Consider the following 20,673-nt stretch of genomic DNA (forward strand, 5'->3'; position numbering starts at 1 on the left):
GGGGCCGTTGACGGACGCCGGGCCCGGCCCGCGCCGCTCCCTCCGCCGCGCGCTGCCGCCGCAATCAGTCAACGCTACCCAGTTCCAGTCCATGTCGAAAACGCCACACGAGGCGCCCGCACTCACCGCCCACGAGGATCACCCCGGCTGGCGAGCCTATCTGAACACGCACATGCTCATCTGCGTGTTCCTCGGCTTCACGTCGGGGCTGCCGCTCTTCACGCTCGTCTACCTCGTGCAGGCATGGCTGCGCTCCGAGGGCGTGAACCTGAAGGAAATCGGCCTGTTCGCGCTGATCCAGTTCCCGTATACGTGGAAGTTCCTGTGGGCGCCGCTGATGGACCGCTACCTCCCGCGCCTGCCCGGCTGGCGGCCGGGCCGCCGGCGCGGCTGGATGCTGCTCACGCAGGTGCTGGTCGCGGGCGCGATCGCCGCGCTCGGCTTCGTGTCGCCGCGCGATTCGATCTGGACGGTGGCCGCGCTCACGACGCTCGTCGCGTTCTTCGGCGCGAGTTCCGACATCGTGATCGACGCGTACCGCCGCGAGCTGCTGCGCGACACCGAGCAGGGCCTCGGCAATGCGGTGCACGTGAACGCATACAAGCTCGCCGCGCTGATCCCCGGCTCGCTGGCGCTGATCCTGTCCGATCACATGCCGTGGGACGTCGTGTTCGCGATCACCGGCGCGTTCATGCTGCCGGGCATCCTGATGACGCTCGTCGTGCGCGAGCCCGAAGTGGTCGGCACGCCGCCGCGCAACCTGCGCGACGCGATCGTGCTGCCGTTCCGCGAATTCATCCAGCGCGACGGCTGGGCCGGCGCGCTGCTCGTCATCGCGTTCATCTTCCTGTTCAAGATCGGCGACACGATGGCCACCACGCTGTCGACGTCGTTCTTCCTCGACATTGGCTTCTCGCGCACCGAGATCGGCATCGTCGCGAAAACCACCGCGCTCGTCGCGAGCGTCGCCGGCGGCATCATCGGCGGCGTCTGGCTCGTGAAGATCGGCATCGGCCGCGGGCTGTGGATCTTCGGCGCGCTGCAGATGGTGTCGACGCTCGGCTTCGCGTGGCTCGCACAGCTCGGCCCCGGTTCGCCCGTGCTCGCGATGCTCTACGACTTCACCGTGTCGACGAGCCACGCGATCGCATCGGCGCTGTCGATCTTCGGCATTGCCGTCGCGCCGCAATTCAGCCCGATGACGGTCGCGCTCGCGCTCGTCTACGGCGCCGAAACCTTCACCACCGGCCTGACGATGGCCGCGTTCGTCGCGTATATCGCGAGCACGACCGATCCGCGCTATACGGCCACGCAGTTCGCGCTGTTCACGAGCCTCGCGTCGGTGCCGCGCACGCTCGCATCGGCCGCGAGCGGTTTCGTCGTCGCGAAGATCGGCTGGTTCGACTACTTCATCGTGTGCACCGCGCTCGCGATTCCCGGCATGCTGCTGCTGTTCAAGATCGCACCGTGGAACGGTACCGCACGCAACGGCGAGGCCAGCCGTGCGCAGTAACTGCCTGCACCGCCTCGCGCGCGTTGCGGCTGCATGGAGCGTCGGTGCCGCGGCATTGGCCGCGGGGTTCGCACACGCGGCCGACACCGGCGCGAGCGCGGCGGGCTCCGCGCCGGCCACTTCACCGCCCACGCCTTCGACCGCCGCCGCGCCCGTCGCGCCATCCGCCGCCGAAGCCGCGCAGCCGACCGGCGGCGCCGTACAGGCGAAGGCTTATACGCAGACGCCGCAGCAGATCCGCTACGGCAACGCGATCGCCTTCCGCACGCTGATCCCGTCGCCGCTGCTCGAGCAGCTCACCGCGAACGAATACGCGCAGATCGTGCAAGCGGCCGCCGACAGCGACCGGCTGCTGCCCGCGAACCAGCCGCGCGTGAAGCGCCTGCGCGCGATCGTCGCGAAGCTCGCGCCGTATTCGGTGAAATGGAACGACCGCGTGAAGAACTGGACGTGGGACGTCAACATGATCCGCTCGCGCGACATCCGCCTGACCTGCCTGCCCGGCGGCAAGGTGCTCGTGTACGGCGGCATGCTCGACCGCGTCCGCCTGAACGACGACGAGCTCGGCGTGCTGCTCGCGCACGGCATCGCACACGCGCTGCGCGAACACGCGCGCAGCAACTTCAGCGCGACCTCGCAGACATCGCTGCGCGCGGCCGCGCTGCCGCCGCTGTTCGGCGTCGGCGATCCGCTGCCGCAGGCACTGAACCTCGGCGAGCGCCTGCAGGCGCTTCATTACGACCCGACCGACGAGACCGAAGCCGACGTGATCGGCGGCGACATCGCCGCACGCGCGGGCTTCGATCCGCGCGCGGCGATCACGCTGTGGGACAAGCTCGCGGTCGCGACGCGCGCGAACAAGGCGACGGGCTTCATCTACACGCACCCGTACAGCACCGCCCGCCGTCAGGATCTGCTGAACCGCCTGCCCGACCTGATGCCGCTGTACGCAAAGGCTACGGCCAAACGCGTCGACACGCTGCCCGACTACGCGGGCATCAGCGCGCAGCGGCGCAAGGTCGTGCGGCGCTGAGCGCTAGGCGTCCACGTCCGCCGCGGCCGGCCGGACGCCGATTTCACGCATCCAGCGCACCTCGTCACCCGGGCTGCGGCCGAACAGCCGCTTGAACTCGCGGCTGAACTGCGACGCGCTCGCATAACCGACGCGCGCGGCCGCCGTGCCGGCGCCGACCCCGTCCTGCACCATCATCAACCGCGCCTGATGCAGCCGCGCGGCCTTCACGTACTGCATCGGCGACGTCGCCGTCACGTGCTTGAACTGCGCGTGGAACACCGCGAGGCTCATCCCGGCCTCGCGCGCGAGCGTCTCGACGTCGAGATCGGCCGTCAGTTCCGCATGGATGCGCCGCAGCGCCTTCGCGATGCGGCCGAAATGATGCTGCTGGACGAGCGCCGCGCGGATTGCGTCGCCTTGCTCTCCCGTCAGCACGCGATACGCGATCTCGCGCATGATCGCGGGCCCCAGCACGCGCGTGTCGTGCGGCGACGCAAGCGCTTCGAGCAGCCGCACCACCGCGTCGGCCAGCGGCGCATCGAGCGGCGTCGAATAGACGCCGAGCGGCTCGCTGACCGCCGCGCCGAGCGTCTCGTCGAGCAGGATCGCGAGCTCGGCGATCACCGCGAGATCGACGCGGATCGAGATCGCGAGAAACGGCTCGTCCATGCTCGCGAAGGTCTCGCATTCGAACGGCAGCGGCACCGACAGCACGAGATACTGCTGCGCGTCGTAGACGAACGAGCGGTCGCCGAGATAACCGAGCTTGCGCCCCTGGCACACGACGATGATGCTCGGTTCGTACAGCACGGGCATGCGCGGCGCGGGACGGCTCACGCGGATGAAGCGCACGCCGTCGAGCGCCGCGAGCGTATCGCCCTCGTTCGGCGCGAGGCGCGCGTGCAGCTCGATCATGCGGCGCTGCACGCGGTCGCCCGCGTCGGCAAAAAGGGGCTGGAAGCTCATCTGCGTGGTCCTGTTCGGCAAGAGAATCTGGCTCGCAATGTAGCACCATGATGGTGTTTTGACGGCTGTTCGCGTGCAATTCGAGAGGATTAGGCAAATCTTCGAGACCTTCGTGTATTTCGCCGCGGCGCCGCGCTCCTTACGATGACGTCCTGCCTCGCCGCATCGCCACATGATGCGACGGCAGTCTGATTCGCCGGATGTTTGTCCCGGACAAGGAGCCCCTAGCATGAGCACCACCTACGCTTACGCGGCAACCGATTCGCAGTCGCCGCTCGCCCCGTTCGAATTCCAGCGTCGCGCACTGCGCGACCTCGACGTCCAGATCGACGTCCTCTATTGCGGCGTCTGCCACTCGGATCTGCACCAGGCCCGCAACGAATGGCGCAACACGATCTATCCGGTCGTGCCGGGCCATGAAATCGTCGGCCGCGTGACCGCGACCGGCCCGCAGGTATCGCGCTTCAAGGTCGGCGAGCTGGTCGGCGTCGGCTGCCTCGTCGATTCGTGCCGCACCTGCCCGAGCTGCGCCGACGGCCTCGAGCAGTATTGCGAGAACGGCTTCGTCGGCACCTACAACGGCCAGGATCGCGTGACGGGTGACGTTACGTACGGCGGCTACTCGACGCAGCTGGTCGTCGACGAGGCGTTCGTGCTGCGCGTGCCCGAGACGCTCGACCCGGCCGGCGCCGCGCCGCTGCTGTGCGCGGGGATCACGACGTACTCGCCGCTGCGGCAGTGGAACGTCGGCCCCGGCAAGAAGGTCGGCATCGTCGGTCTCGGCGGCCTCGGCCACATGGGTGTGAAGCTGGCGCGCGCGATGGGCGCGCACGTCGTGCTGTTCACGACGTCGCCGTCGAAGATCGAGGACGGCAAGCGCGTCGGCGCGCACGAGGTCGTGATCTCGAAGGACGAAGCGCAGATGAACGCGCACCTGAACAGCTTCGACTTCATCCTGAACACGGTCGCCGCGCAGCACGACCTGAACCCGTTCCTGAACCTGCTGAAGCGCGACGGCACGATGACGCTCGTCGGCGCGCCGGAGCACGACCATCCGTCGCCGCAGGTGTTCAACCTGATCTTCAAGCGCCGCCGCCTCGCGGGCTCGCTGATCGGCGGCATCGCGGAGACGCAGGAAATGCTCGATTTCTGCGCGGAGCACGGGATCACGTCGGACATCGAAACGATTCCGATGCAGCAGATCAACGCGGCCTACGAGCGGATGCTGAAGAGCGACGTGAAGTACCGGTTCGTGGTGGACATGGCGTCGCTCAAGCAATAAGCGTCGCGCCTCAAACGAAACGGGCCGCATGTCAGACATGCGGCCCGTTTTGCATCCTGCAACCGGACGGTTCGACCGCTACGCGCACCGCGTAGCGTCGGCGGTCACTTCTTGTAGTCGTAGTCGATCGTCAGCGGTGCATGATCGCTGAACTTGATGTCCTTGAAGATCGACGTGCTTTTCGCGGTGCCGGCCACGCCGGGCGTCGCGATCTGGTAATCGATCCGCCACCCGACGTTCTTCGCGTACGCCTGGCCGCGGTTGCTCCACCACGTGTACTGCTCGGCGCGCGGGTCGAGCGTGCGGAACACGTCGACGTAACCGACATCGTCGAACAGCTTCGTGAGCCACTCGCGTTCTTCCGGCAGGCAGCCCGAGTTCTTCTGGTTGCTCTTCCAGTTCTTGATGTCGATTTCCTTGTGGACGATGTTCACGTCGCCGCACAGGATCACTTCGCGCTTCTTCTTGAGCTGCGCGAGGTGCGGCATGAATTCGTCCATGAAGCGGTACTTCGCCTGCTGGCGCTCTTCGCCGCTCGACCCGGACGGCACGTACACCGACACGACCGACAGCTTGCCGTAGCGCGCCTCGACGTAGCGCCCCTCGGAATCGAATTCGCTGCTGCCGAAGCCGATGATCACGTCATCGGGCTCGTGGCGGCTGTACACGCCCGCGCCGCTGTAGCCCTTCTTCTCGGCGTGGTGGAAATAGCTCTTGTAGCCGTGCGGCTCGACGAATTCGGCCGGCAGGTCGTCGGCCGATACCTTGATTTCCTGCACGCACACGCAATCGGCGTTCTGCTCGCCGAGCCAGTCGAAGAAGCCCTTCTTCGCGGCGGAGCGGATGCCGTTCAGGTTGGCGGTAATCACTCGCATCATGTCGGGTTCCGTTCAGTTCGATGTTTTACAGGGTGGCAGCTTAACGGATCTTCACGCCTTCGAGCTCCGGCTTCGGCGGCGGGAATTCCAGCTTCATGTCGGTCAGCGTGCGCAGCAGCAGCTCGGCGATCATCACGTTGCGGTGCGTCTTCGAATCCGCCGGGATCACGTACCACGGCGCGTGCTCGGCCGACGTCGCGGCGAGCGCGTCGCGGTACGCGGACTGATACGCGTCCCAGTGCTTGCGCGCGTCGAGATCGGAGATGTCGAACTTCCAGTGCTTGGCCGGATCGTCGATGCGTGCCTGCAGCCGCGCGCGCTGCTCGTCCTTCGAGATGTGCAGGAAACACTTGATGATCGTCGTGCCGTTCTCGACCAGCATCGTCTCGAAATCGCGGATCTGCCGGTAGCGGCGCTCGCATTCCTTCGCGTCGATCGCGTCGAGCACGCGCGGCACGAGCACGTCTTCGTAGTGGCTGCGGTTGAAGATCGCGAGTTCGCCCGCGGCCGGCACCTGCGCATGCACGCGCCACAGGAAGTCGTGCGCGGCCTCGATCGGCGTCGGTGCCTTGAACGGCACGACGCGCAGGCCGAGCGGATCGACCTCGCGGAACACCGCGCGCACGGTGCCGTCCTTGCCGCTGGTATCCATCCCCTGCAGCACGAGCAGCACGCGCTTCTTCTGCTGCGTGTGCAGGCGCTCCTGCTGCACGTCGAGCTCGGTCGACACGGCCGACAGCCGTTCGCGGTCGGCGTCCTTCGAACCGGTCGAAAACGGCTTCGCGGCCGGGTCGAACGCATCGAGCTTGAATGCGGCGGTTTCCTTCTCGCGCGTGCTGTACGGCACGCGGAAATCGTCGAGCGACGGTTGTTTCGCCATTCGTTCCTCCGTTGGACGGTGTGGTGCATACGATAACGCATCCACCAAACGCAACGGGCCGCCCCGAACTGGTTCGGGGCGGCCCGTCGTCAAGCGCGGTTCAGGCGCGCGGTCATCTTCAGCCGAGCTTCTTCTTCAGCAGTTCGTTGACCTGCTGTGGATTGGCCTTGCCCTTCGTCGCCTTCATCGCCTGGCCGATCAGCGCGTTGAACGCCTTTTCCTTGCCCGCGCGGAACTCCTCGACCGACTTCGCGTTCGCGGCGAGCACCTCGTCGATGATCGCTTCGAGCGCGCCGGTATCGGAGATCTGCTTGAGCCCCTTCGCGTCGATGATGCGGTCGGCCGCGCCTTCGTCGTCGGCCTTCTCGTCCCAGATCGTCGAGAAGATTTCCTTCGCGATCTTGTTCGAGATCGTGCCGTCGGCGATGCGCTGCAGCACCAGCGCGAGCTGCGCGGCCGACACGGGAATCGCGTCGATCTCGATGCCGTCGCGGTTCAGTTGCGACGACACGTCGCCCATCAGCCAGTTCGCGGCGATCTTCGCGTTCGCGGCACCCGCCTTCGCGACCACGGACTCGAAGTATGCGGCCATCGCCTTGCTCGACGTGAGCACGCCCGCGTCGTACGCGGACACACCGTACTGCTCGACGAAGCGCTGCTGCATAGCGGCCGGCAGCTCGGGCATCCCGGACTGCACACGCTCGATCCAGTCCTGGCCGATCACGAGCGGCATCAGGTCGGGGTCGGGGAAGTAGCGGTAATCGTGCGCGTCTTCCTTGCTGCGCATCGAACGCGTCTCGCGCTTGTCCGGATCGTAGAGGCGCGTTTCCTGCACGACTTCGCCGCCGTCCTCGATCAGCTCGATCTGGCGACGCACTTCGTAGTTGATCGCTTCCTCGAGGAACCGGAACGAGTTCAGGTTCTTGATTTCCGCGCGCGTGCCGAACTTCTCCTGGCCGACCGGGCGCACCGACACGTTCGCGTCGCAGCGGAACGAGCCTTCCTGCATGTTGCCGTCGCAGATGCCGAGCCACACGACCAGCGCGTGCAGCGACTTCGCATAGGCCACGGCCTCGGCCGCGCTGCGCATTTCCGGCTCGGTGACGATCTCGAGCAGCGGCGTGCCCGCGCGATTCAGATCGATCCCCGTCATCCCGGCGAAGTCTTCATGCAGCGACTTGCCCGCATCCTCCTCGAGGTGTGCACGGGTCAGGTTGACCGTCTTCTCGTACGCTTCCTTGCCGGCCTTTTCGTTGGCGGGCACCTGGATCGTGATCTGGCCACCCTGCACGACCGGAATCTCGTACTGGCTGATCTGATAGCCCTTCGGCAGATCGGGGTAGAAATAATTCTTGCGCGCGAAGATGCTGCGCGGCGCGATGGTCGAGCCGATCGCGAGGCCGAAGCGGATCGCGCGCTCGACCGCGCCGCGGTTCAGCACCGGCAGCACGCCCGGCAGTGCCAGGTCGACCGGGCACGACTGCGTGTTCGGCTCGGCGCCGAACTGCGTCGACGCGCCCGAGAAAATCTTCGAGACGGTCGACAGTTGCGCGTGCGTCTCGAGACCGATAACGACTTCCCATTGAGTAGCCATGCTTACACCCCTGCCGGAACTTGCTTGTGCCAGTCGGTCGCGCGCTGGAACGCGTCGGCGACCTGCAGCATCCGGGCTTCGTTGAAATAGTTGCCGATGATCTGCAGACCGACCGGGCGCTTCGCGTTCGCGCCCGCGCCGAAGCCGCACGGCACGCTCATGCCGGGCAGGCCGGCGAGGCTCACCGACAGCGTGTAGATATCCGCGAGATACATCTGCACCGGATCGTCGCCCTTCGCGCCGAGATCCCATGCGACCGTCGGCGATGCCGGGCCCATGATCACGTCGCAGGACTTGAACGCTTCCTGGAAATCCTGCGCGATGATGCGGCGGATCTTCTGCGCCTGCAGGTAATACGCGTCGTAGTAGCCGTGCGACAGCACGTACGCGCCGACGAGAATCCGGCGCTTCACCTCGGGGCCGAAGCCTTCCGCGCGCGACTTCTTGTACATGTCGAGCAGGTCGCCGTACTGCGCGGCGCGATGGCCGAAGCGCACGCCGTCGAAACGCGACAGGTTCGACGACGCCTCGGCCGGCGCGATCACGTAGTACACGGGGATCGACAGTTCCGTCTTCGGCAGCGACACGGGCACGAGCGTCGCGCCGAGCGCTTCATACTGCTTCAATGCCGCGTCGATCGTCGCGCGCACGTCGTCGGCAAGGCCGTCGCCGAAATACTCGTTCGGCAAGCCGATGCGCAGGCCCGCGAGCGGCTTGCCCGCGTCGTTGCCGGCCGCCCACGGCTGGCCGAGATGGCGCGTGAAATCCTCGTCGTCGCGCTCGAGGCTCGTCGAGTCGCGCTCGTCGAAGCCGGCCATCGCGTTCAGCAGCAGCGCGCAGTCGGACGCGCTCTGCGCCATCGGGCCGCCCTGGTCGAGCGACGACGCGAACGCGATCATCCCGTAACGCGACACGCGGCCGTAGGTCGGCTTGATGCCCGTCACGCCCGCGAACGACGCGGGCTGGCGGATCGAGCCGCCGGTGTCGGTACCGGTCGCGGCCGGCGCGAGGCGCGCGGCGACGGCGGCCGAGCTGCCGCCCGAGCTGCCGCCCGGCACCGCGTTCGTGTCCCACGGGTTCTTCACCGCGCCGAACGCCGAATTCTCGTTCGACGAGCCCATCGCGAACTCGTCCATGTTGGTCTTGCCGAGCGTGACCATGCCGGCCGCCTGCAGGCGGGCGACGACGGTCGCATCGAACGGGCTCTCGTAGTTCGCGAGCATCTTCGAGCCGGCGGTCGAGCGCCAGCCGCGCGTGACGAAGACATCCTTGTGCGCGATCGGCAGGCCGGTGAGCGCGCCGCCCGCGCCGCGCGCGAGTTCCGCGTCGGCGGCTTTCGCCTGCGCGAGGGTCAGATCGGTATCGACGTGAACGAACGCGTTCAGGTCGCGCGCGGCGTCGATCCGTTTCAGGTAGTGCTGCGCGAGCTCGACGGCCGAGCATTCCTTGGCAGCGAGCGCGGCGCGCAGTTCGGTCAGGCTTTTTGCGTGCATTGAGTGGTTTTCCTGGGAATTCTGGGTGGCGCGCGGCGCAAGCCGGCCGGCGCACTTGTCATCGAACGCTTACTCGATCACCTTCGGCACAAGATAGAGGCCGTCCTGGACGGCCGGCGCCGGACGCTGGTTGTCGTCGCGATTGACAACTTCCGTCACGGCGTCGTCGCGCAGGCGCTGCGCGACTTCCTGGATCTGTTCGATCGGGTGGGCGAGCGGCGCGATGCCGGCGGTGTCGACCGCCTGCATCTGCTCGACGAGGCCAAAGAATTCATTGAGCTGGCCGAGCATGTGCTCGGCGTCGGCGTCGGCCATTTCGAGTCGCGCCAGGTGCGCGATGCGTTTCACATCGGTCAGGGTCAGGGCCATGCGATCACCGGAAAAACAAGGCTGCGCGGCGCATCAAAAGCAGCGCCGCGGCGGGGGGTTGGAGGGTGCGATCCCACCCTCAAAAATCGGGACCGAAGCGGCAAAAATACCGCCCGTTTCGATTCAAATACCGTGAAATTATAAGGTATCATTACGCGTTCGACCCAAACCCGGCAGCCTTTTCCCGCACCGTTTCGCCCCGCTTCGGCAAGCCGTGCGTGCTTCGTGCGATCCCCGGTAGACATCACTCGCAGCTTCGTGCGCCGCGGCGGTCGCTTCCGCCACGCTTCCCGAGGCTGTTATTTTTTCCGCTGCCGCCCTCAGCGTTGCACGCCACGCAGGGCCGGCTCAGAGCGAAACAGGATTCTGAATGTTCGGTTTTTTGCGCAGCTACTTCTCCAACGATCTCGCGATCGACCTCGGCACCGCAAACACCCTGATCTACATGCGCGGAAAGGGCATCGTTCTCGATGAGCCGTCCGTCGTGTCGATTCGTCAGGAAGGCGGCCCCAACGGCAAGAAGACGATCCAGGCGGTCGGCAAGGAAGCCAAGCAGATGCTCGGCAAGGTGCCGGGCAACATCGAGGCGATCCGCCCGATGAAGGACGGCGTGATCGCCGACTTCACCGTCACCGAGCAGATGATCAAGCAGTTCATCAAGACGGCGCACGAGTCGCGCATGTTCTCGCCGTCGCCGCGCATCATCATCTGCGTGCCGTGCGGCTCGACCCAGGTCGAGCGCCGCGCGATCAAGGAAGCCGCGCACGGCGCCGGCGCATCGCAGGTCTACCTGATCGAGGAGCCGATGGCGGCCGCGATCGGCGCGGGCCTGCCGGTGTCGGAAGCCACCGGCTCGATGGTCGTCGACATCGGCGGCGGCACGACGGAAGTCGGCGTGATCTCGCTCGGCGGCATCGTGTACAAGGGCTCGGTGCGCGTCGGCGGCGACAAGTTCGACGAGGCGATCGTCAACTACATCCGCCGCAACTACGGGATGCTGATCGGCGAACAGACCGCCGAGGCGATCAAGAAGGAAATCGGCTCCGCGTTCCCGGGCTCCGAAGTGAAGGAAATGGAAGTGAAGGGCCGCAACCTGTCGGAAGGCATCCCGCGCAGCTTCACGATCTCCAGCAACGAAATCCTCGAAGCGCTGACCGATCCGCTGAACCAGATCGTGTCGTCGGTGAAGATCGCGCTCGAACAAACCCCGCCGGAACTCGGCGCCGACATCGCCGAACGCGGGATGATGCTGACGGGCGGTGGCGCGCTGCTGCGCGACCTCGACCGCCTGCTCGCGGAAGAAACCGGCCTGCCGGTGCTCGTCGCGGAAGATCCGCTGACCTGCGTCGTACGCGGTTCGGGCATGGCGCTCGAGCGCATGGACAAGCTGGGCAGCATCTTCTCGTACGAGTGATCGTCTAGGCAGTTTCGTTGATATGACGCACCTGCGGCGTGGCCGGATCGCTCGTTTAGAACGAACCGCCGCGCCGTTTGCGCGTCTGAGCATCATTTAACCGATCCCACGCGCCCGGCGCCGACCATGGAATACAGTCCGCCGCCCCTCTTCAAGCAAGGTCCGCCCGCGCTCGCGCGGCTCATCTTCTTCGTCGCCCTCGCCATCGCGCTCCTCGTGTCGGACGCGCGCTTCAGCACGCTCGAAATCCTTCGCGGCGTGCTTGGCACCGTGCTCTATCCGCTGCAGCGCGCGGCGCTCGTGCCGCGCGACCTGTTCATGGGCGCGGCCGACATCGCCGTCACCGGCGCGTCGCTGCGCCACGAGAACGACGACCTCCGCAAGCGCAACCTGCAACTGTCCACGCAGGCCAACCAGGCCGCGGTGCTCTCGCAGGAAAACGCACATCTGCGCGCGGTGCTCGAGCTGCGCCAGCACATCGCCACGCAATCGACGCCGGTCGAGATCCAGTACGACACGAGCGATCCGTTCACGCAGAAGATCGTGATCGGGCAAGGTTCGCAGCAGGGCATCCAGGGCGGCTCGCCGGTCGTCAGCGAGGACGGCGTGATCGGCCAGGTCACGCGCGTGTTCCCGCTGCAGGCCGAAGTCACGCTGATCACAGACCGCGACCTCGCGATTCCCGTGCAGGTGCTGCGCACCGGCCTGCGCAGCGTGATCTACGGCACGCCGAAGGGCGATTCGCTCGACCTGCGCTTCGTGCCGACGAGCGCGGATCTCGTCGTCGGCGACGAGCTCGTCACGAGCGGCCTCGACGGCGTCTATCCGCCCGGCCTGCCGGTCGCGAAGGTCGCGCGCGTCGACAAGCTCGCCGATACCGCGTTCGCACGCGTGACCTGCGCGCCGATCGCCGCCGTGCGCGGCGCCCGCCAGATGCTGGTGCTGCATTACCAGAACGACATCCCGCCGCGCCCGGCCGAGCCCGACTCGACGGCCGACAAGAACGCGAAGGGCGGCAAGAAGGGCGCGAAGGCCGCCGCGAAGGGCGAGAAAGCCGACAAGGCCGACGCGAACGCGAAGCCGGCCCAGCCCGGCGCGAAGCCCGCGCCGGCTGCGCCTGCCGCTCCGGCCAAGCCCGCCGCCGCACCCGTGAAGCCTGCAGCCGGGCAATCAGGAGCCCAGCGATGAACCGCCCGCAATACATCCTGCAGCCGGTCAATCCGTACTTCATCGTCTTCAGCCTCGCCGCCGCGTTCCTGCTGAACCTGATGCCGTGGGGCCGCCTGCCCGGCGTGCCCGACTTCGTCGCGCTCGTGCTGCTGTTCTGGAACATCCACCAGCCGCGCAAGGTCGGGATGGGCGTCGCGTTCGCGCTCGGCATCCTGATGGACGTGCATGACGCGGGGCTGCTCGGCGAGCATGCGCTCGCCTATACGCTGCTGTCGTACGGCGCGATCACGATCCACCGCCGCGTGCTGTGGATGCCGATCGGCGTGCAGGTGCTGTATGTCACGCCGCTGCTCGTCGTCGCGCAACTCGTGCCGTTCGTGATCCGTCTCGTGATGGGCGCCGCGTTCCCCGGCTGGCGCTATCTGGTCGACGGCTTCGTCGAAGCCGCGCTGTGGCCGATCGCGAGCCACCTGCTGCTGATGCCGCAACGCCGCCCGGTCGATCCGGACGATACGCGCCCCATCTGAGCCGGACCGCCCCTTGAATACCCGCCGCCCCCACGCCCGCGCACCGCGCTCCGGGGCGGCACCTCGCCCGCCCGCGCGCGGGCCGGACAGACGTTAATCGCATGACCGAATTCAACGACACCCAACAGCAGCTCTCGAAGTTCCGCCTGCGCGTCGCGGCGGCGGGCGTGTTCGTGTTCGTCTGCTTCGGGCTGCTCGCGAGCCGCTTCTTCTACCTGCAGTTGATGCAGCACGGCAAATACGCGCTGCAGGCCGAGGAAAACCGCATCTCGGTCGCGCCGATCGTGCCGAACCGCGGGATCATCACCGACCGCAACGGCGTGATCCTCGCGAAGAACTACTCGGCCTACACGCTCGAAATCACGCCGTCGAAGCTCGACGACACGCTCGACAACACGATCGACAAGCTGTCCGAGATCGTCCCGATCGACGCACGCGACCGCCGCCGCTTCAAGAAGCTGCAGGAAGACTCGAAGAACTTCGAGAGCCTGCCGATCCGCACGCGGCTCACCGACGCGGAAGTCGCGCGCTTCACCGCGCAGCGCTTCCGCTTCCCCGGCGTCGACGTGCGCGCGCGGCTGTTCCGCCAATATCCGCTCGGCACGACCGCCGCGCACGTGATCGGCTACATCGGCCGGATCTCGAAGCGCGACCAGGATCGTATCGACGCGATGAGCGACGACAACGACAGCGATCAGGAAAACTACGATCCGCGCCGCGACGCGAACAACTACAAGGGCACCGACTACATCGGCAAGATCGGCGTCGAGCAGAGCTACGAAACCGAGCTGCACGGACTGACGGGCTTCGAGGAAGTCGAGGTGACGGCCGGCGGCCGGCCCGTGCGCACGCTGTCGCGCACGCAGGCGACACCGGGCAACAACCTCGTGCTATCGCTCGACATCGGGCTGCAGCAGGTCGCCGAGCAGGCGTTCGCCGGCAAGCGCGGCGCGCTCGTCGCGATCGAGCCGAAGACGGGCGACGTGCTCGCGTTCGTGTCGTCGCCGAGCTTCGACCCGAATTCGTTCGTCGACGGCATCGACCAGCAGACCTGGGACGAGCTGAACACCTCGACCGACAAGCCGCTGCTGAACCGCCCGCTGCACGGCACCTACCCGCCCGGCTCGACGTACAAGCCGTTCATGGCGCTCGCGGGCCTGACGCTCGGCAAGCGCTCGCCGGGCTGGGGCTTCCAGGATCCCGGCTACTTCACGTTCGGCGGCCACACGTTCCGCAACGACGTGCGCTCGGGCCAGGGCTGGGTCGACATGAACAAGGCGATCATGGTGTCGAACGACACCTACTTCTACATGCTCGCGCGCGACCTCGGCGTGAACGCGATCGCGAACTTCATGAAGCCGTTCGGCTTCGGCCAGATCACCGGGATCGACATCCAGGGCGAAGCGCGCGGGATCCTGCCGTCGACCGACTGGAAGAAGAAGGCGTTCAAGAAGGCCGCGCAGCAGAAGTGGTTCGACGGCGAGACGATCAGCCTCGGGATCGGCCAGGGCTACAACTCGTTCACGATCCTGCAGCTCGCCCACGCGACCGCGACGCTCGCGAACAACGGCGTCGTGATGAAGCCCCACCTCGTGAAGGAAATCGAGGATCCGATCTCGCGCGGGCGCCGCCTGACCGTGCCGAAGGAAAGCGAAGTGATCCCGCTCAAGCAGTCCGACATCGACGTCGTGAAGCGCGGGATGGAGAACGTGATCGAGAACCCGTCCGGCACCGCGTACAAGGTGTTCCGCGGCGCGCCGTACCTTGCCGCCGGCAAGACCGGTACCGCCCAGGTGTTCTCGCTGCAGGGCTCCAACTACAAGGGCCACCTGCTCGCCGAGCACCTGCGCGACCACGCACTGTTCATCGCGTACGCGCCGGTCGACCATCCGCAGATCGCCGTCGCGCTGGTCGTCGAGAACGGCGGCTGGGGTGCGCAGGCCGCGGGCCCGATCGCGCGCCGCGTGCTCGACTTCTACCTCGTCGAGCGCCAGAACCCGAAGAACGAGGCCGCGGCCGTGGCTGCCGCGGCGTCGGCGACCGAACCCGTCAACGCGCCGGTGATCGGCGACGCGAACAAGCCCGCCGCCGTCGCGACCGGCTTCAAGGCGCTGCCGCAGCCCGTCGTGCCGACCGCGGCCAGCGCGGCGGATGCGGCATCGGCCGCGTCGGCGCCCGATGCATCGGGGGCGGCGGGCGTCAGCGCGACGCGGCCGGCCGAAGCGAGCGCCGCGGCGCCGATGGCCGCGAGCCTGCCGCCGATCCGGCGCCCGCACCGGCCGCGCCGGCCCGCCAGCGACGCGCAACCGCTCGTCGCCACGCCGCGGGACGACAACCACCGTGCGACGGCCCCCGCGAAAGCGGCGGACGCCGGCACCGCTCATTAACGGAGAAAGGCATGCAATTCGACAAGCGCGCCTGGCTCGACAAGATCAAGCAGATGTTCGCGGGTTTCGACCGCCCGCTCGCCCTCATCGTGTTCCTGCTGCTGTGTGTCGGCATCGTCACGCTGTACAGCGCGGCGATCGACATGCCGGGCCGCGTCGAGGACCAGTTGCGCAACATCCTGCTGACGTTCGTGCTGATGTGGGTGATCGCCAATATCCCGCCGACGACGCTGATGCGCTTCGCGGTCCCGCTCTATACGTTCGGGGTCGCGCTGCTGGTCGCGGTCGCGCTGTTCGGGATGACCAAGAAGGGCGCGAAGCGCTGGCTGAATGTCGGCGTCGTGATCCAGCCGTCCGAGATCCTCAAGATCGCGACACCGCTGATGCTCGCGTGGTACTACCAGCGCCGCGAAGGCGGGCTGCGCTGGTACGACTTCATCGCCGCGTTCGGGATCCTGCTGGTGCCGGTCGGGCTGATCGCGAAGCAGCCCGACCTCGGCACGGGCCTGCTCGTGTTCGCGGCCGGCTTCTTCGTGATCTACCTCGCGGGCCTGTCGTTCAAGCTGATCGTGCCGGTGCTCGTCGCGGGCGTGATCGCGGTCGGCTCGATCGCCGTGTTCGAGCAGCGCATCTGCCAGCCCGAAGTGCAGTGGCCGCTGATGCACGACTACCAGAAGCACCGCGTGTGCACGCTGCTCGACCCGACCTCGGACCCGCTCGGCAAGGGCTTCCACACGATCCAGGCCGTGATCGCGATCGGCTCGGGCGGCGTGCTCGGCAAGGGCTACCTGAAAGGCACGCAGGCGCACCTCGAATTCATTCCGGAGAAGCACACCGACTTCATCTTCGCGGTGTTCTCCGAGGAATGGGGGCTCGCGGGCGGGCTCGTGCTGCTGACGCTGTACATGGCGCTGATCGCGCGCGGGCTCTATATCGCCGCGCAGGGCGCGACGCTGTTCGGGCGCCTGCTCGCGGGCTCGCTCACGCTCGCGTTCTTCGTCTATGCGTTCGTCAATATCGGGATGGTGAGCGGTGTGCTGCCGGTCGTCGGCGTGCCGCTGCCGTTCATGAGTTACGGCGGCACCGCGCTCACGACGCTCGGCATCGCGATCGGGATGATCATGAGTGTCGGGCGGCAGCGGCGGCTGATGAAGAGCTGACCGCGCGGTACGGCCGCGGCAAAGAAAAACGGCGCTCCGGCGCCGTTTTTTTGTGTGTTTCGAATGCGGCGATGCGACGCCGCACCCGCTCACTGCGGTGCCTCGCCGCCGCCCGATGCCGGCGCCGGCGCCTGCCCCTTCAGCCGCGCGCTCAACTCCTTGAATTTCAGCCCGGCCGTCTCGTCGCCCTGCGCGGCCGCCGCCGCGTAGTACGCACGCGCGATGTTCAGGTTCTGCGCGACACCGTCGCCGCCGCGCTCGTAGAACGACGCGGTCACGTACTGCGCGGTCGGCTCGCCCGCGTCGGCGGCCTGCTTGTACCACGCGAACGCCTGCCGGTTGTCGCGCGGCGTGCCGCGCCCGTCGAGGAACTGGTTCGCGAGCGACAGCTCGGCCTGCACGTGCCCCTGCTTCGCCGCCCGCAGGAACCAGCGATGCGCTTCGGCCGGATTGCGCGCGACGAACTCGCCGTCGTCGAACATCCGGCCGTACACGTACTGCGCATGCGACATGTTCGCGTCGGCCGCGCGCTTCAGCCAGCGCAGCCCTTCGTCGACGTTCGCCGTCACGCCTTCGCCTGTCAGCAGCATCATCGCGTAGTTGAATTGTGCGAGACGGTCGCCGCGCTCGGCCGCGTCGTGGAACTGCACCAGCGCCGCGCGATAGTCGCCGGCGTTGTAGTCGGCGACCGCCGATTGCGTCTCGCGCGACGGATCGGGCTTCGCTTGCGGCGCGCCCTGCGCGGCGGCCGCGATGCACACGGCCCACAGGCCGAGCATCGCGCCGATCCGCCCACGCACCCGGTTTGCACCCTGCGCACGCGCGCCGCAGGCACCCTCGCCACCGTTCATGACCGTACCTCCTGCAGCGCCTGCCGCGTCGCGCGCAACAGCCAGCTCACGTCGGCCGACAGCGTGATCATCCGGTAGCCGGCCTCGCGGTACTGGCGCGCGCCCGCCGTATCGCCCGCGAAGATGCCGACCGCGACGCCGGCCTGCTTGCCGGCCGCGAGCACGCGCGCCATCGCGGTTTCGACGTCCGGGTGGCGGATGTCGCCGAGATGCCCGAGGCTCGCCGCCAGATCGGCCGGGCCGATGAACAGGCAGTCGACGCCGGGCAGGGCCGCGATCCGCTCGACTTCGTCGACGCCGCGCGCCGATTCGATCTGCACGATCACCGCGACCTGCGCGTTGGCCGACTGCAGGTAATCGCGGCGCATGCCGAACGCCGCCGCGCGCACCATGCCCGCGACACCGCGCAGCCCGTCCGGCGATTCAGGCGATGGAAAGCGCGTGAGCCGCACCGCGTGCGCGGCATCGTCGGGCGTCTCGATGCACGGAAACATCAGCGTGCGCGCGCCGGCGTCGAGCGCGCGCTTCACGAGCCACGGCTCGCGCGCCGGCACGCGCACGACGGGCTCGCTCGGCAGGTGCGCGGCAGCGATCGCACGCAGTTGCGACGCAACATCGCGGCTGTCGTTCGGCGCGTGCTCCATGTCGATGCAGAGCCAGTCGTAGCCGGCGTGCGCGAGCGCTTCCGCGGCCGAGTCGCTGCCGAGCGACAGCCACAGGCCGTACAGCGGGTCGTCGCCGTCGCGCAGGCGTTGTTTGAGGGAATTGGTGAGCGTGCTCATCGATACGGCCTCCTGGACGGAACGGCAATCGAACGGGACAAGCAACAGGCGAAGCGGAGCGGAGCGCAACACGCCAGGCAGCAAAGCACGGCGGCGCCGCACCGGGCCCTGAACGTCAGTCGGCCGAGGGCGCCCGATCTGACAGCGCGCGGGCGCGTTTTTTTCGGTGCCACGCAACGATCATAGCGCGGCGTTACGCGGAATGTGGGAATGGACGGGGAAGCAGCGCCGGCGCGGAACCAGGCCGCGGCGTGCGGTGACAGGCAGCCCGCGCCGGCTGGCGGGGCTGCCGGGAAGGCAGGATCAGCGGCCGGGCTGGCGCTCGACGTCGGCCCAGCAGTTCGGCGTTTCGTACAGGCGCACGCGCTCGAGGCGCAGGTTCACGCCGTAGTGCGCGTCGTACACGTTCGCGAGGAGGTCGAACGCGATCGCCGCGAGGTTCTCGACGGTCGGGATCCGGTCGATCACGACGGTCTTGTGGTCGGCCATCTGTTCGAGGAACGAGCGCACGACGTCGTCGCGCGCATAGACCAGGAACGCGTGGTCCCACTTGCTGACGAGGTGCTCCATCGCAAGCGCCTTCACGTCGGCGAAATCCATCACCATGCCGCGGTCGGGCGCCCCCTCGGTATCGACGAGATCGCCGCGCAGCGTGATTTCGAGCACGTAGCGATGGCCGTGCAGGTTCCTGCACTGGCTGCGGTGATCGGGAATGCGGTGGCCCGCGTCGAATTCGAGTTTTCGGGTAATCAGCACGATGTCAAAAGCCGGGGCTCAGGGAATGTTCAGATATTTGTGGGTCTGCATCGACAGGCGCCACTGCGGATGACGTTTGCACCAGTCGATCGCGAGCTTCGTATTGAGGTCGCGCGACGGGCCGTCCATCGGCTGGACGAGGAAATACTCGAAGTCGAGCTTCGCGTAGTCGGCCAGCCGCTGGTTGTCCTGCGGGATCACGACCTTCAGTTCGTTGCCCTTCGTGACGACGAGCGGCGCGTCGGCCTTCGGGCTCACGCAGATCCAGTCGATCGATTCGAGCACCGGCAGCGAGCCGTTGGTCTCGATCGCGATCTCGAAGCCCGCCGCGTGCAGCGCGTCGACGAGCGGCTGGTCGAGCTGCAGCATCGGCTCGCCGCCCGTGCAGACGACGAAGCGGTGCGCTTCGCCATCCGGCCACAGGCCGGCGATCGTCGCGACGAGCGCTTCGGCGTCCTTGAACTTGCCGCCGTTCTCGCCGTCGGTGCCGACGAAGTCCGTATCGCAGAAGCGGCACACGGCCTCCGCACGATCCTCTTCGCGGCCCGACCACAGGTTGCAGCCGGCGAACCGGCAGAACACGGCCGGCCGGCCCGCATTCGCGCCCTCGCCCTGCAACGTGTAGAAAATTTCCTTGACCGCGTAAGTCATCGTCCTTCGTCCGGCTCGCGCCGCTCGCTGTCGATCAGAATCCGTTGTCCATCAAGCGCTGCCGGCGCACTCGCGTCACAGCGGCGCTTCGGTCACCCGCTCGCCCTTCAGGTAGGCCTCGTAGCCGCGCTTGCGCAGCTTGCAGGCCGGGCATTCGCCGCAGCCGAAGCCCCAGTCGTGCAGTTCCGCGCGCTCGCCCACGTAGCACGTGTGCGTCTCGACGCGGATCAGTTCGACGAGCGCTTCGCCGCCGAGCTGTTCGGCGAGCTGCCAGGTTTGCGCCTTGTCGAGCCACATCAGCGGCGTCTCGAGCACGATGCGCGTGTCCATCCCGAGGTTCAGCGCAACCTGCAGCGCCTTCATCGTGTCGTCGCGACAGTCGGGGTAGCCCGAAAAGTCGGTCTCGCACATCCCGCCGACCAGCACGCGCAGCCCGCGGCGATAGGCGATCGCCGCGGCGATCGTCATGAACATCAGGTTGCGGCCCGGCACGAACGTGTTCGGCAAGCCGTTCGCCGTCGTCTCGATCTCGATCGTGCGCGTCATCGCGGTATCGCTGATCGCGCCGAGCACCGACAGGTCGATCATGTGATCGTCGCCGAGCCGGTCCGACCACGCGGGAAACTTGCGCTTCAGCGCTTCGCGCACGCCTTCGCGACATTCGAGCTCGACACGATGACGCTGGCCGTAATCGAAACCGAGGGTCTCGACCGTCTGGTAGCGTTCGAGTGCCCATGCCACGCACGTGGCCGAGTCCTGCCCGCCGGAAAACAACACGAGCGCGCCGTCTTTAGCGTCTGTCCGAATCACCGTGATACTCCGTGAATGTGTAGGCTCGCGTCGCGCTGCGCCCCGGGGCCGGCTGCCGCCGGGCGGCCCGACGCGTGCCGGCCTGCGCCGGCTCGACCAGTATAGGCAGCGCGGTCGGCCGCGAACGCGGCGGAGCGCTTATACCGCCCATCGCGCGGCATCGTTGCCGCGCGTC

19 protein-coding genes are annotated in these 20,673 nt (G+C 67.4%); 8 read left to right on the forward strand and 11 right to left on the reverse strand.

The features are described 5' to 3' along the window. The first annotated feature begins 91 nt into the window (after window positions 1–91). Both H3H55_RS16765 and H3H55_RS16770 read left to right on the forward strand, forming a co-directional pair. Window positions 92–1,513 (forward strand): AmpG family muropeptide MFS transporter, encoded by a 1,422-nt coding sequence (locus H3H55_RS16765; RefSeq protein ID WP_193099390.1) that lies wholly within the window; start codon window positions 92–94, stop codon window positions 1,511–1,513. Continuing rightward, window positions 1,503–2,546, forward strand: coding sequence for a M48 family metallopeptidase (locus H3H55_RS16770; protein WP_193099391.1), 1,044 nt, complete (start codon window positions 1,503–1,505; stop codon window positions 2,544–2,546). The genes H3H55_RS16765 and H3H55_RS16770 overlap by 11 nt, the downstream gene beginning before the upstream one ends. 3 nt (window positions 2,547–2,549) lie before the next feature. Here H3H55_RS16770 and H3H55_RS16775 read toward each other — a convergent pair whose 3' ends face one another. Next, the gene (locus tag H3H55_RS16775) at window positions 2,550–3,494 is read right to left on the reverse strand and encodes an AraC family transcriptional regulator (protein ID WP_193099392.1); all 945 of its coding nucleotides are present in this window, start codon (window positions 3,492–3,494) and stop codon (window positions 2,550–2,552) included. A 229-nt stretch (window positions 3,495–3,723) separates the two neighbouring features. On the opposite strand from H3H55_RS16775, the gene H3H55_RS16780 reads away from it, so the two are divergent. Beyond that, a complete protein-coding gene (locus H3H55_RS16780; RefSeq protein WP_193099393.1) occupies window positions 3,724–4,776 on the forward strand; it encodes an NAD(P)-dependent alcohol dehydrogenase in 1,053 nt (350 codons plus the stop codon). Between the two features lie 104 nt (window positions 4,777–4,880). Here H3H55_RS16780 and H3H55_RS16785 read toward each other — a convergent pair whose 3' ends face one another. The 5 genes from H3H55_RS16785 to gatC all read right to left on the reverse strand — a co-directional run bounded on the left by H3H55_RS16785 (window position 4,881) and on the right by gatC (window position 9,990). Beyond that, window positions 4,881–5,654, reverse strand: coding sequence for an exodeoxyribonuclease III (locus H3H55_RS16785; protein WP_129513246.1), 774 nt, complete (start codon window positions 5,652–5,654; stop codon window positions 4,881–4,883). A gap of 40 nt (window positions 5,655–5,694) precedes the next feature. Continuing rightward, window positions 5,695–6,534 carry a polyphosphate kinase 2 family protein gene (locus H3H55_RS16790; RefSeq protein WP_193099394.1) on the reverse strand — a complete coding sequence of 280 codons (840 nt, stop codon included), beginning with the start codon at window positions 6,532–6,534 and terminating at the stop codon, window positions 5,695–5,697. Window positions 6,535–6,652: 118 nt separating this feature from the next. Further along, the gene (gene gatB, locus H3H55_RS16795; protein WP_129513248.1) at window positions 6,653–8,128 is read right to left on the reverse strand and encodes an Asp-tRNA(Asn)/Glu-tRNA(Gln) amidotransferase subunit GatB; all 1,476 of its coding nucleotides are present in this window, start codon (window positions 8,126–8,128) and stop codon (window positions 6,653–6,655) included. A gap of 2 nt (window positions 8,129–8,130) precedes the next feature. Next, complete coding sequence (gatA, locus tag H3H55_RS16800; RefSeq protein WP_129513249.1) at window positions 8,131–9,621, reverse strand: Asp-tRNA(Asn)/Glu-tRNA(Gln) amidotransferase subunit GatA; 1,491 nt, start codon at window positions 9,619–9,621, stop codon at window positions 8,131–8,133. A gap of 69 nt (window positions 9,622–9,690) precedes the next feature. After that, window positions 9,691–9,990 carry an Asp-tRNA(Asn)/Glu-tRNA(Gln) amidotransferase subunit GatC gene (gene gatC / locus H3H55_RS16805; RefSeq protein WP_006477478.1) on the reverse strand — a complete coding sequence of 100 codons (300 nt, stop codon included), beginning with the start codon at window positions 9,988–9,990 and terminating at the stop codon, window positions 9,691–9,693. 370 nt (window positions 9,991–10,360) lie between these two features. Here gatC and H3H55_RS16810 point away from each other — a divergent pair, with 370 nt between their 5' ends. The 5 genes from H3H55_RS16810 to rodA all read left to right on the forward strand — a co-directional run bounded on the left by H3H55_RS16810 (window position 10,361) and on the right by rodA (window position 16,648). Beyond that, window positions 10,361–11,404 (forward strand): rod shape-determining protein, encoded by a 1,044-nt coding sequence (locus H3H55_RS16810; protein ID WP_004189550.1) that lies wholly within the window; start codon window positions 10,361–10,363, stop codon window positions 11,402–11,404. Window positions 11,405–11,530: 126 nt separating this feature from the next. Continuing rightward, the gene (gene mreC, locus H3H55_RS16815) at window positions 11,531–12,592 is read left to right on the forward strand and encodes a rod shape-determining protein MreC (RefSeq protein WP_193099395.1); all 1,062 of its coding nucleotides are present in this window, start codon (window positions 11,531–11,533) and stop codon (window positions 12,590–12,592) included. After that, complete coding sequence (gene mreD, locus H3H55_RS16820) at window positions 12,589–13,101, forward strand: rod shape-determining protein MreD (protein ID WP_009687274.1); 513 nt, start codon at window positions 12,589–12,591, stop codon at window positions 13,099–13,101. Before mreC ends, mreD begins: the two co-directional genes overlap by 4 nt. A 101-nt stretch (window positions 13,102–13,202) precedes the next feature. Then, a complete protein-coding gene (mrdA, locus tag H3H55_RS16825; protein WP_193099396.1) occupies window positions 13,203–15,488 on the forward strand; it encodes a penicillin-binding protein 2 in 2,286 nt (761 codons plus the stop codon). An 11-nt stretch (window positions 15,489–15,499) separates the two neighbouring features. Further along, on the forward strand, window positions 15,500–16,648 hold the full coding sequence (rodA, locus tag H3H55_RS16830) for a rod shape-determining protein RodA (RefSeq protein WP_069746727.1): 1,149 nt from the start codon (window positions 15,500–15,502) through the stop codon (window positions 16,646–16,648). An 89-nt stretch (window positions 16,649–16,737) separates the two neighbouring features. Here the strand turns inward: rodA and H3H55_RS16835 are convergent, their stop codons facing one another. From H3H55_RS16835 to queC, 5 genes are all read right to left on the reverse strand, one after another. Further along, window positions 16,738–17,499, reverse strand: a complete 762-nt coding sequence (locus tag H3H55_RS16835) for a tetratricopeptide repeat protein (protein WP_193099397.1) — start codon at window positions 17,497–17,499, stop codon at window positions 16,738–16,740. Continuing rightward, the gene (locus tag H3H55_RS16840) at window positions 17,496–18,281 is read right to left on the reverse strand and encodes an HpcH/HpaI aldolase family protein (RefSeq protein WP_193099398.1); all 786 of its coding nucleotides are present in this window, start codon (window positions 18,279–18,281) and stop codon (window positions 17,496–17,498) included. The genes H3H55_RS16835 and H3H55_RS16840 overlap by 4 nt, the downstream gene beginning before the upstream one ends. A 303-nt stretch (window positions 18,282–18,584) precedes the next feature. After that, complete coding sequence (gene queD, locus H3H55_RS16845; RefSeq protein ID WP_006477472.1) at window positions 18,585–19,037, reverse strand: 6-carboxytetrahydropterin synthase QueD; 453 nt, start codon at window positions 19,035–19,037, stop codon at window positions 18,585–18,587. A gap of 18 nt (window positions 19,038–19,055) precedes the next feature. Continuing rightward, the gene (gene queE, locus H3H55_RS16850) at window positions 19,056–19,688 is read right to left on the reverse strand and encodes a 7-carboxy-7-deazaguanine synthase (RefSeq protein ID WP_048244690.1); all 633 of its coding nucleotides are present in this window, start codon (window positions 19,686–19,688) and stop codon (window positions 19,056–19,058) included. 75 nt (window positions 19,689–19,763) lie between these two features. Beyond that, entirely contained in the window at window positions 19,764–20,498 is a 735-nt protein-coding gene (gene queC / locus H3H55_RS16855) for a 7-cyano-7-deazaguanine synthase QueC (protein WP_193099399.1), read from the reverse strand. Between the last annotated feature and the right edge of the window lie 175 nt (window positions 20,499–20,673).

The sequence above is a fragment of the Burkholderia sp. Z1 genome, from assembly GCF_014893795.1.
In the GTDB taxonomy this organism is placed as follows: Bacteria; Pseudomonadota; Gammaproteobacteria; order Burkholderiales; family Burkholderiaceae; genus Burkholderia; species Burkholderia theae.

Excerpts from the sequence above, each read along its gene's own strand:
- mreC (WP_193099395.1), top strand. The coding sequence starts at position 11,531 with ATGGAATACAGTCCGCCGCCCCTCTTCAAGCAAGGTCCGCCCGCGCTC.
- H3H55_RS16775 (WP_193099392.1), bottom strand. The coding sequence starts at position 3,494 with ATGAGCTTCCAGCCCCTTTTTGCCGACGCGGGCGACCGCGTGCAGCGC.
- rodA (WP_069746727.1), top strand. The coding sequence starts at position 15,500 with ATGCAATTCGACAAGCGCGCCTGGCTCGACAAGATCAAGCAGATGTTC.
- H3H55_RS16835 (WP_193099397.1), bottom strand. The coding sequence starts at position 17,499 with ATGAACGGTGGCGAGGGTGCCTGCGGCGCGCGTGCGCAGGGTGCAAAC.
- H3H55_RS16780 (WP_193099393.1), top strand. The coding sequence starts at position 3,724 with ATGAGCACCACCTACGCTTACGCGGCAACCGATTCGCAGTCGCCGCTC.
- H3H55_RS16765 (WP_193099390.1), top strand. The coding sequence starts at position 92 with ATGTCGAAAACGCCACACGAGGCGCCCGCACTCACCGCCCACGAGGAT.
- H3H55_RS16790 (WP_193099394.1), bottom strand. The coding sequence starts at position 6,534 with ATGGCGAAACAACCGTCGCTCGACGATTTCCGCGTGCCGTACAGCACG.
- H3H55_RS16840 (WP_193099398.1), bottom strand. The coding sequence starts at position 18,281 with ATGAGCACGCTCACCAATTCCCTCAAACAACGCCTGCGCGACGGCGAC.
- H3H55_RS16810 (WP_004189550.1), top strand. The coding sequence starts at position 10,361 with ATGTTCGGTTTTTTGCGCAGCTACTTCTCCAACGATCTCGCGATCGAC.
- gatB (WP_129513248.1), bottom strand. The coding sequence starts at position 8,128 with ATGGCTACTCAATGGGAAGTCGTTATCGGTCTCGAGACGCACGCGCAA.
- mrdA (WP_193099396.1), top strand. The coding sequence starts at position 13,203 with ATGACCGAATTCAACGACACCCAACAGCAGCTCTCGAAGTTCCGCCTG.
- gatA (WP_129513249.1), bottom strand. The coding sequence starts at position 9,621 with ATGCACGCAAAAAGCCTGACCGAACTGCGCGCCGCGCTCGCTGCCAAG.
- queE (WP_048244690.1), bottom strand. The coding sequence starts at position 19,688 with ATGACTTACGCGGTCAAGGAAATTTTCTACACGTTGCAGGGCGAGGGC.
- gatC (WP_006477478.1), bottom strand. The coding sequence starts at position 9,990 with ATGGCCCTGACCCTGACCGATGTGAAACGCATCGCGCACCTGGCGCGA.
- H3H55_RS16785 (WP_129513246.1), bottom strand. The coding sequence starts at position 5,654 with ATGATGCGAGTGATTACCGCCAACCTGAACGGCATCCGCTCCGCCGCG.
- mreD (WP_009687274.1), top strand. The coding sequence starts at position 12,589 with ATGAACCGCCCGCAATACATCCTGCAGCCGGTCAATCCGTACTTCATC.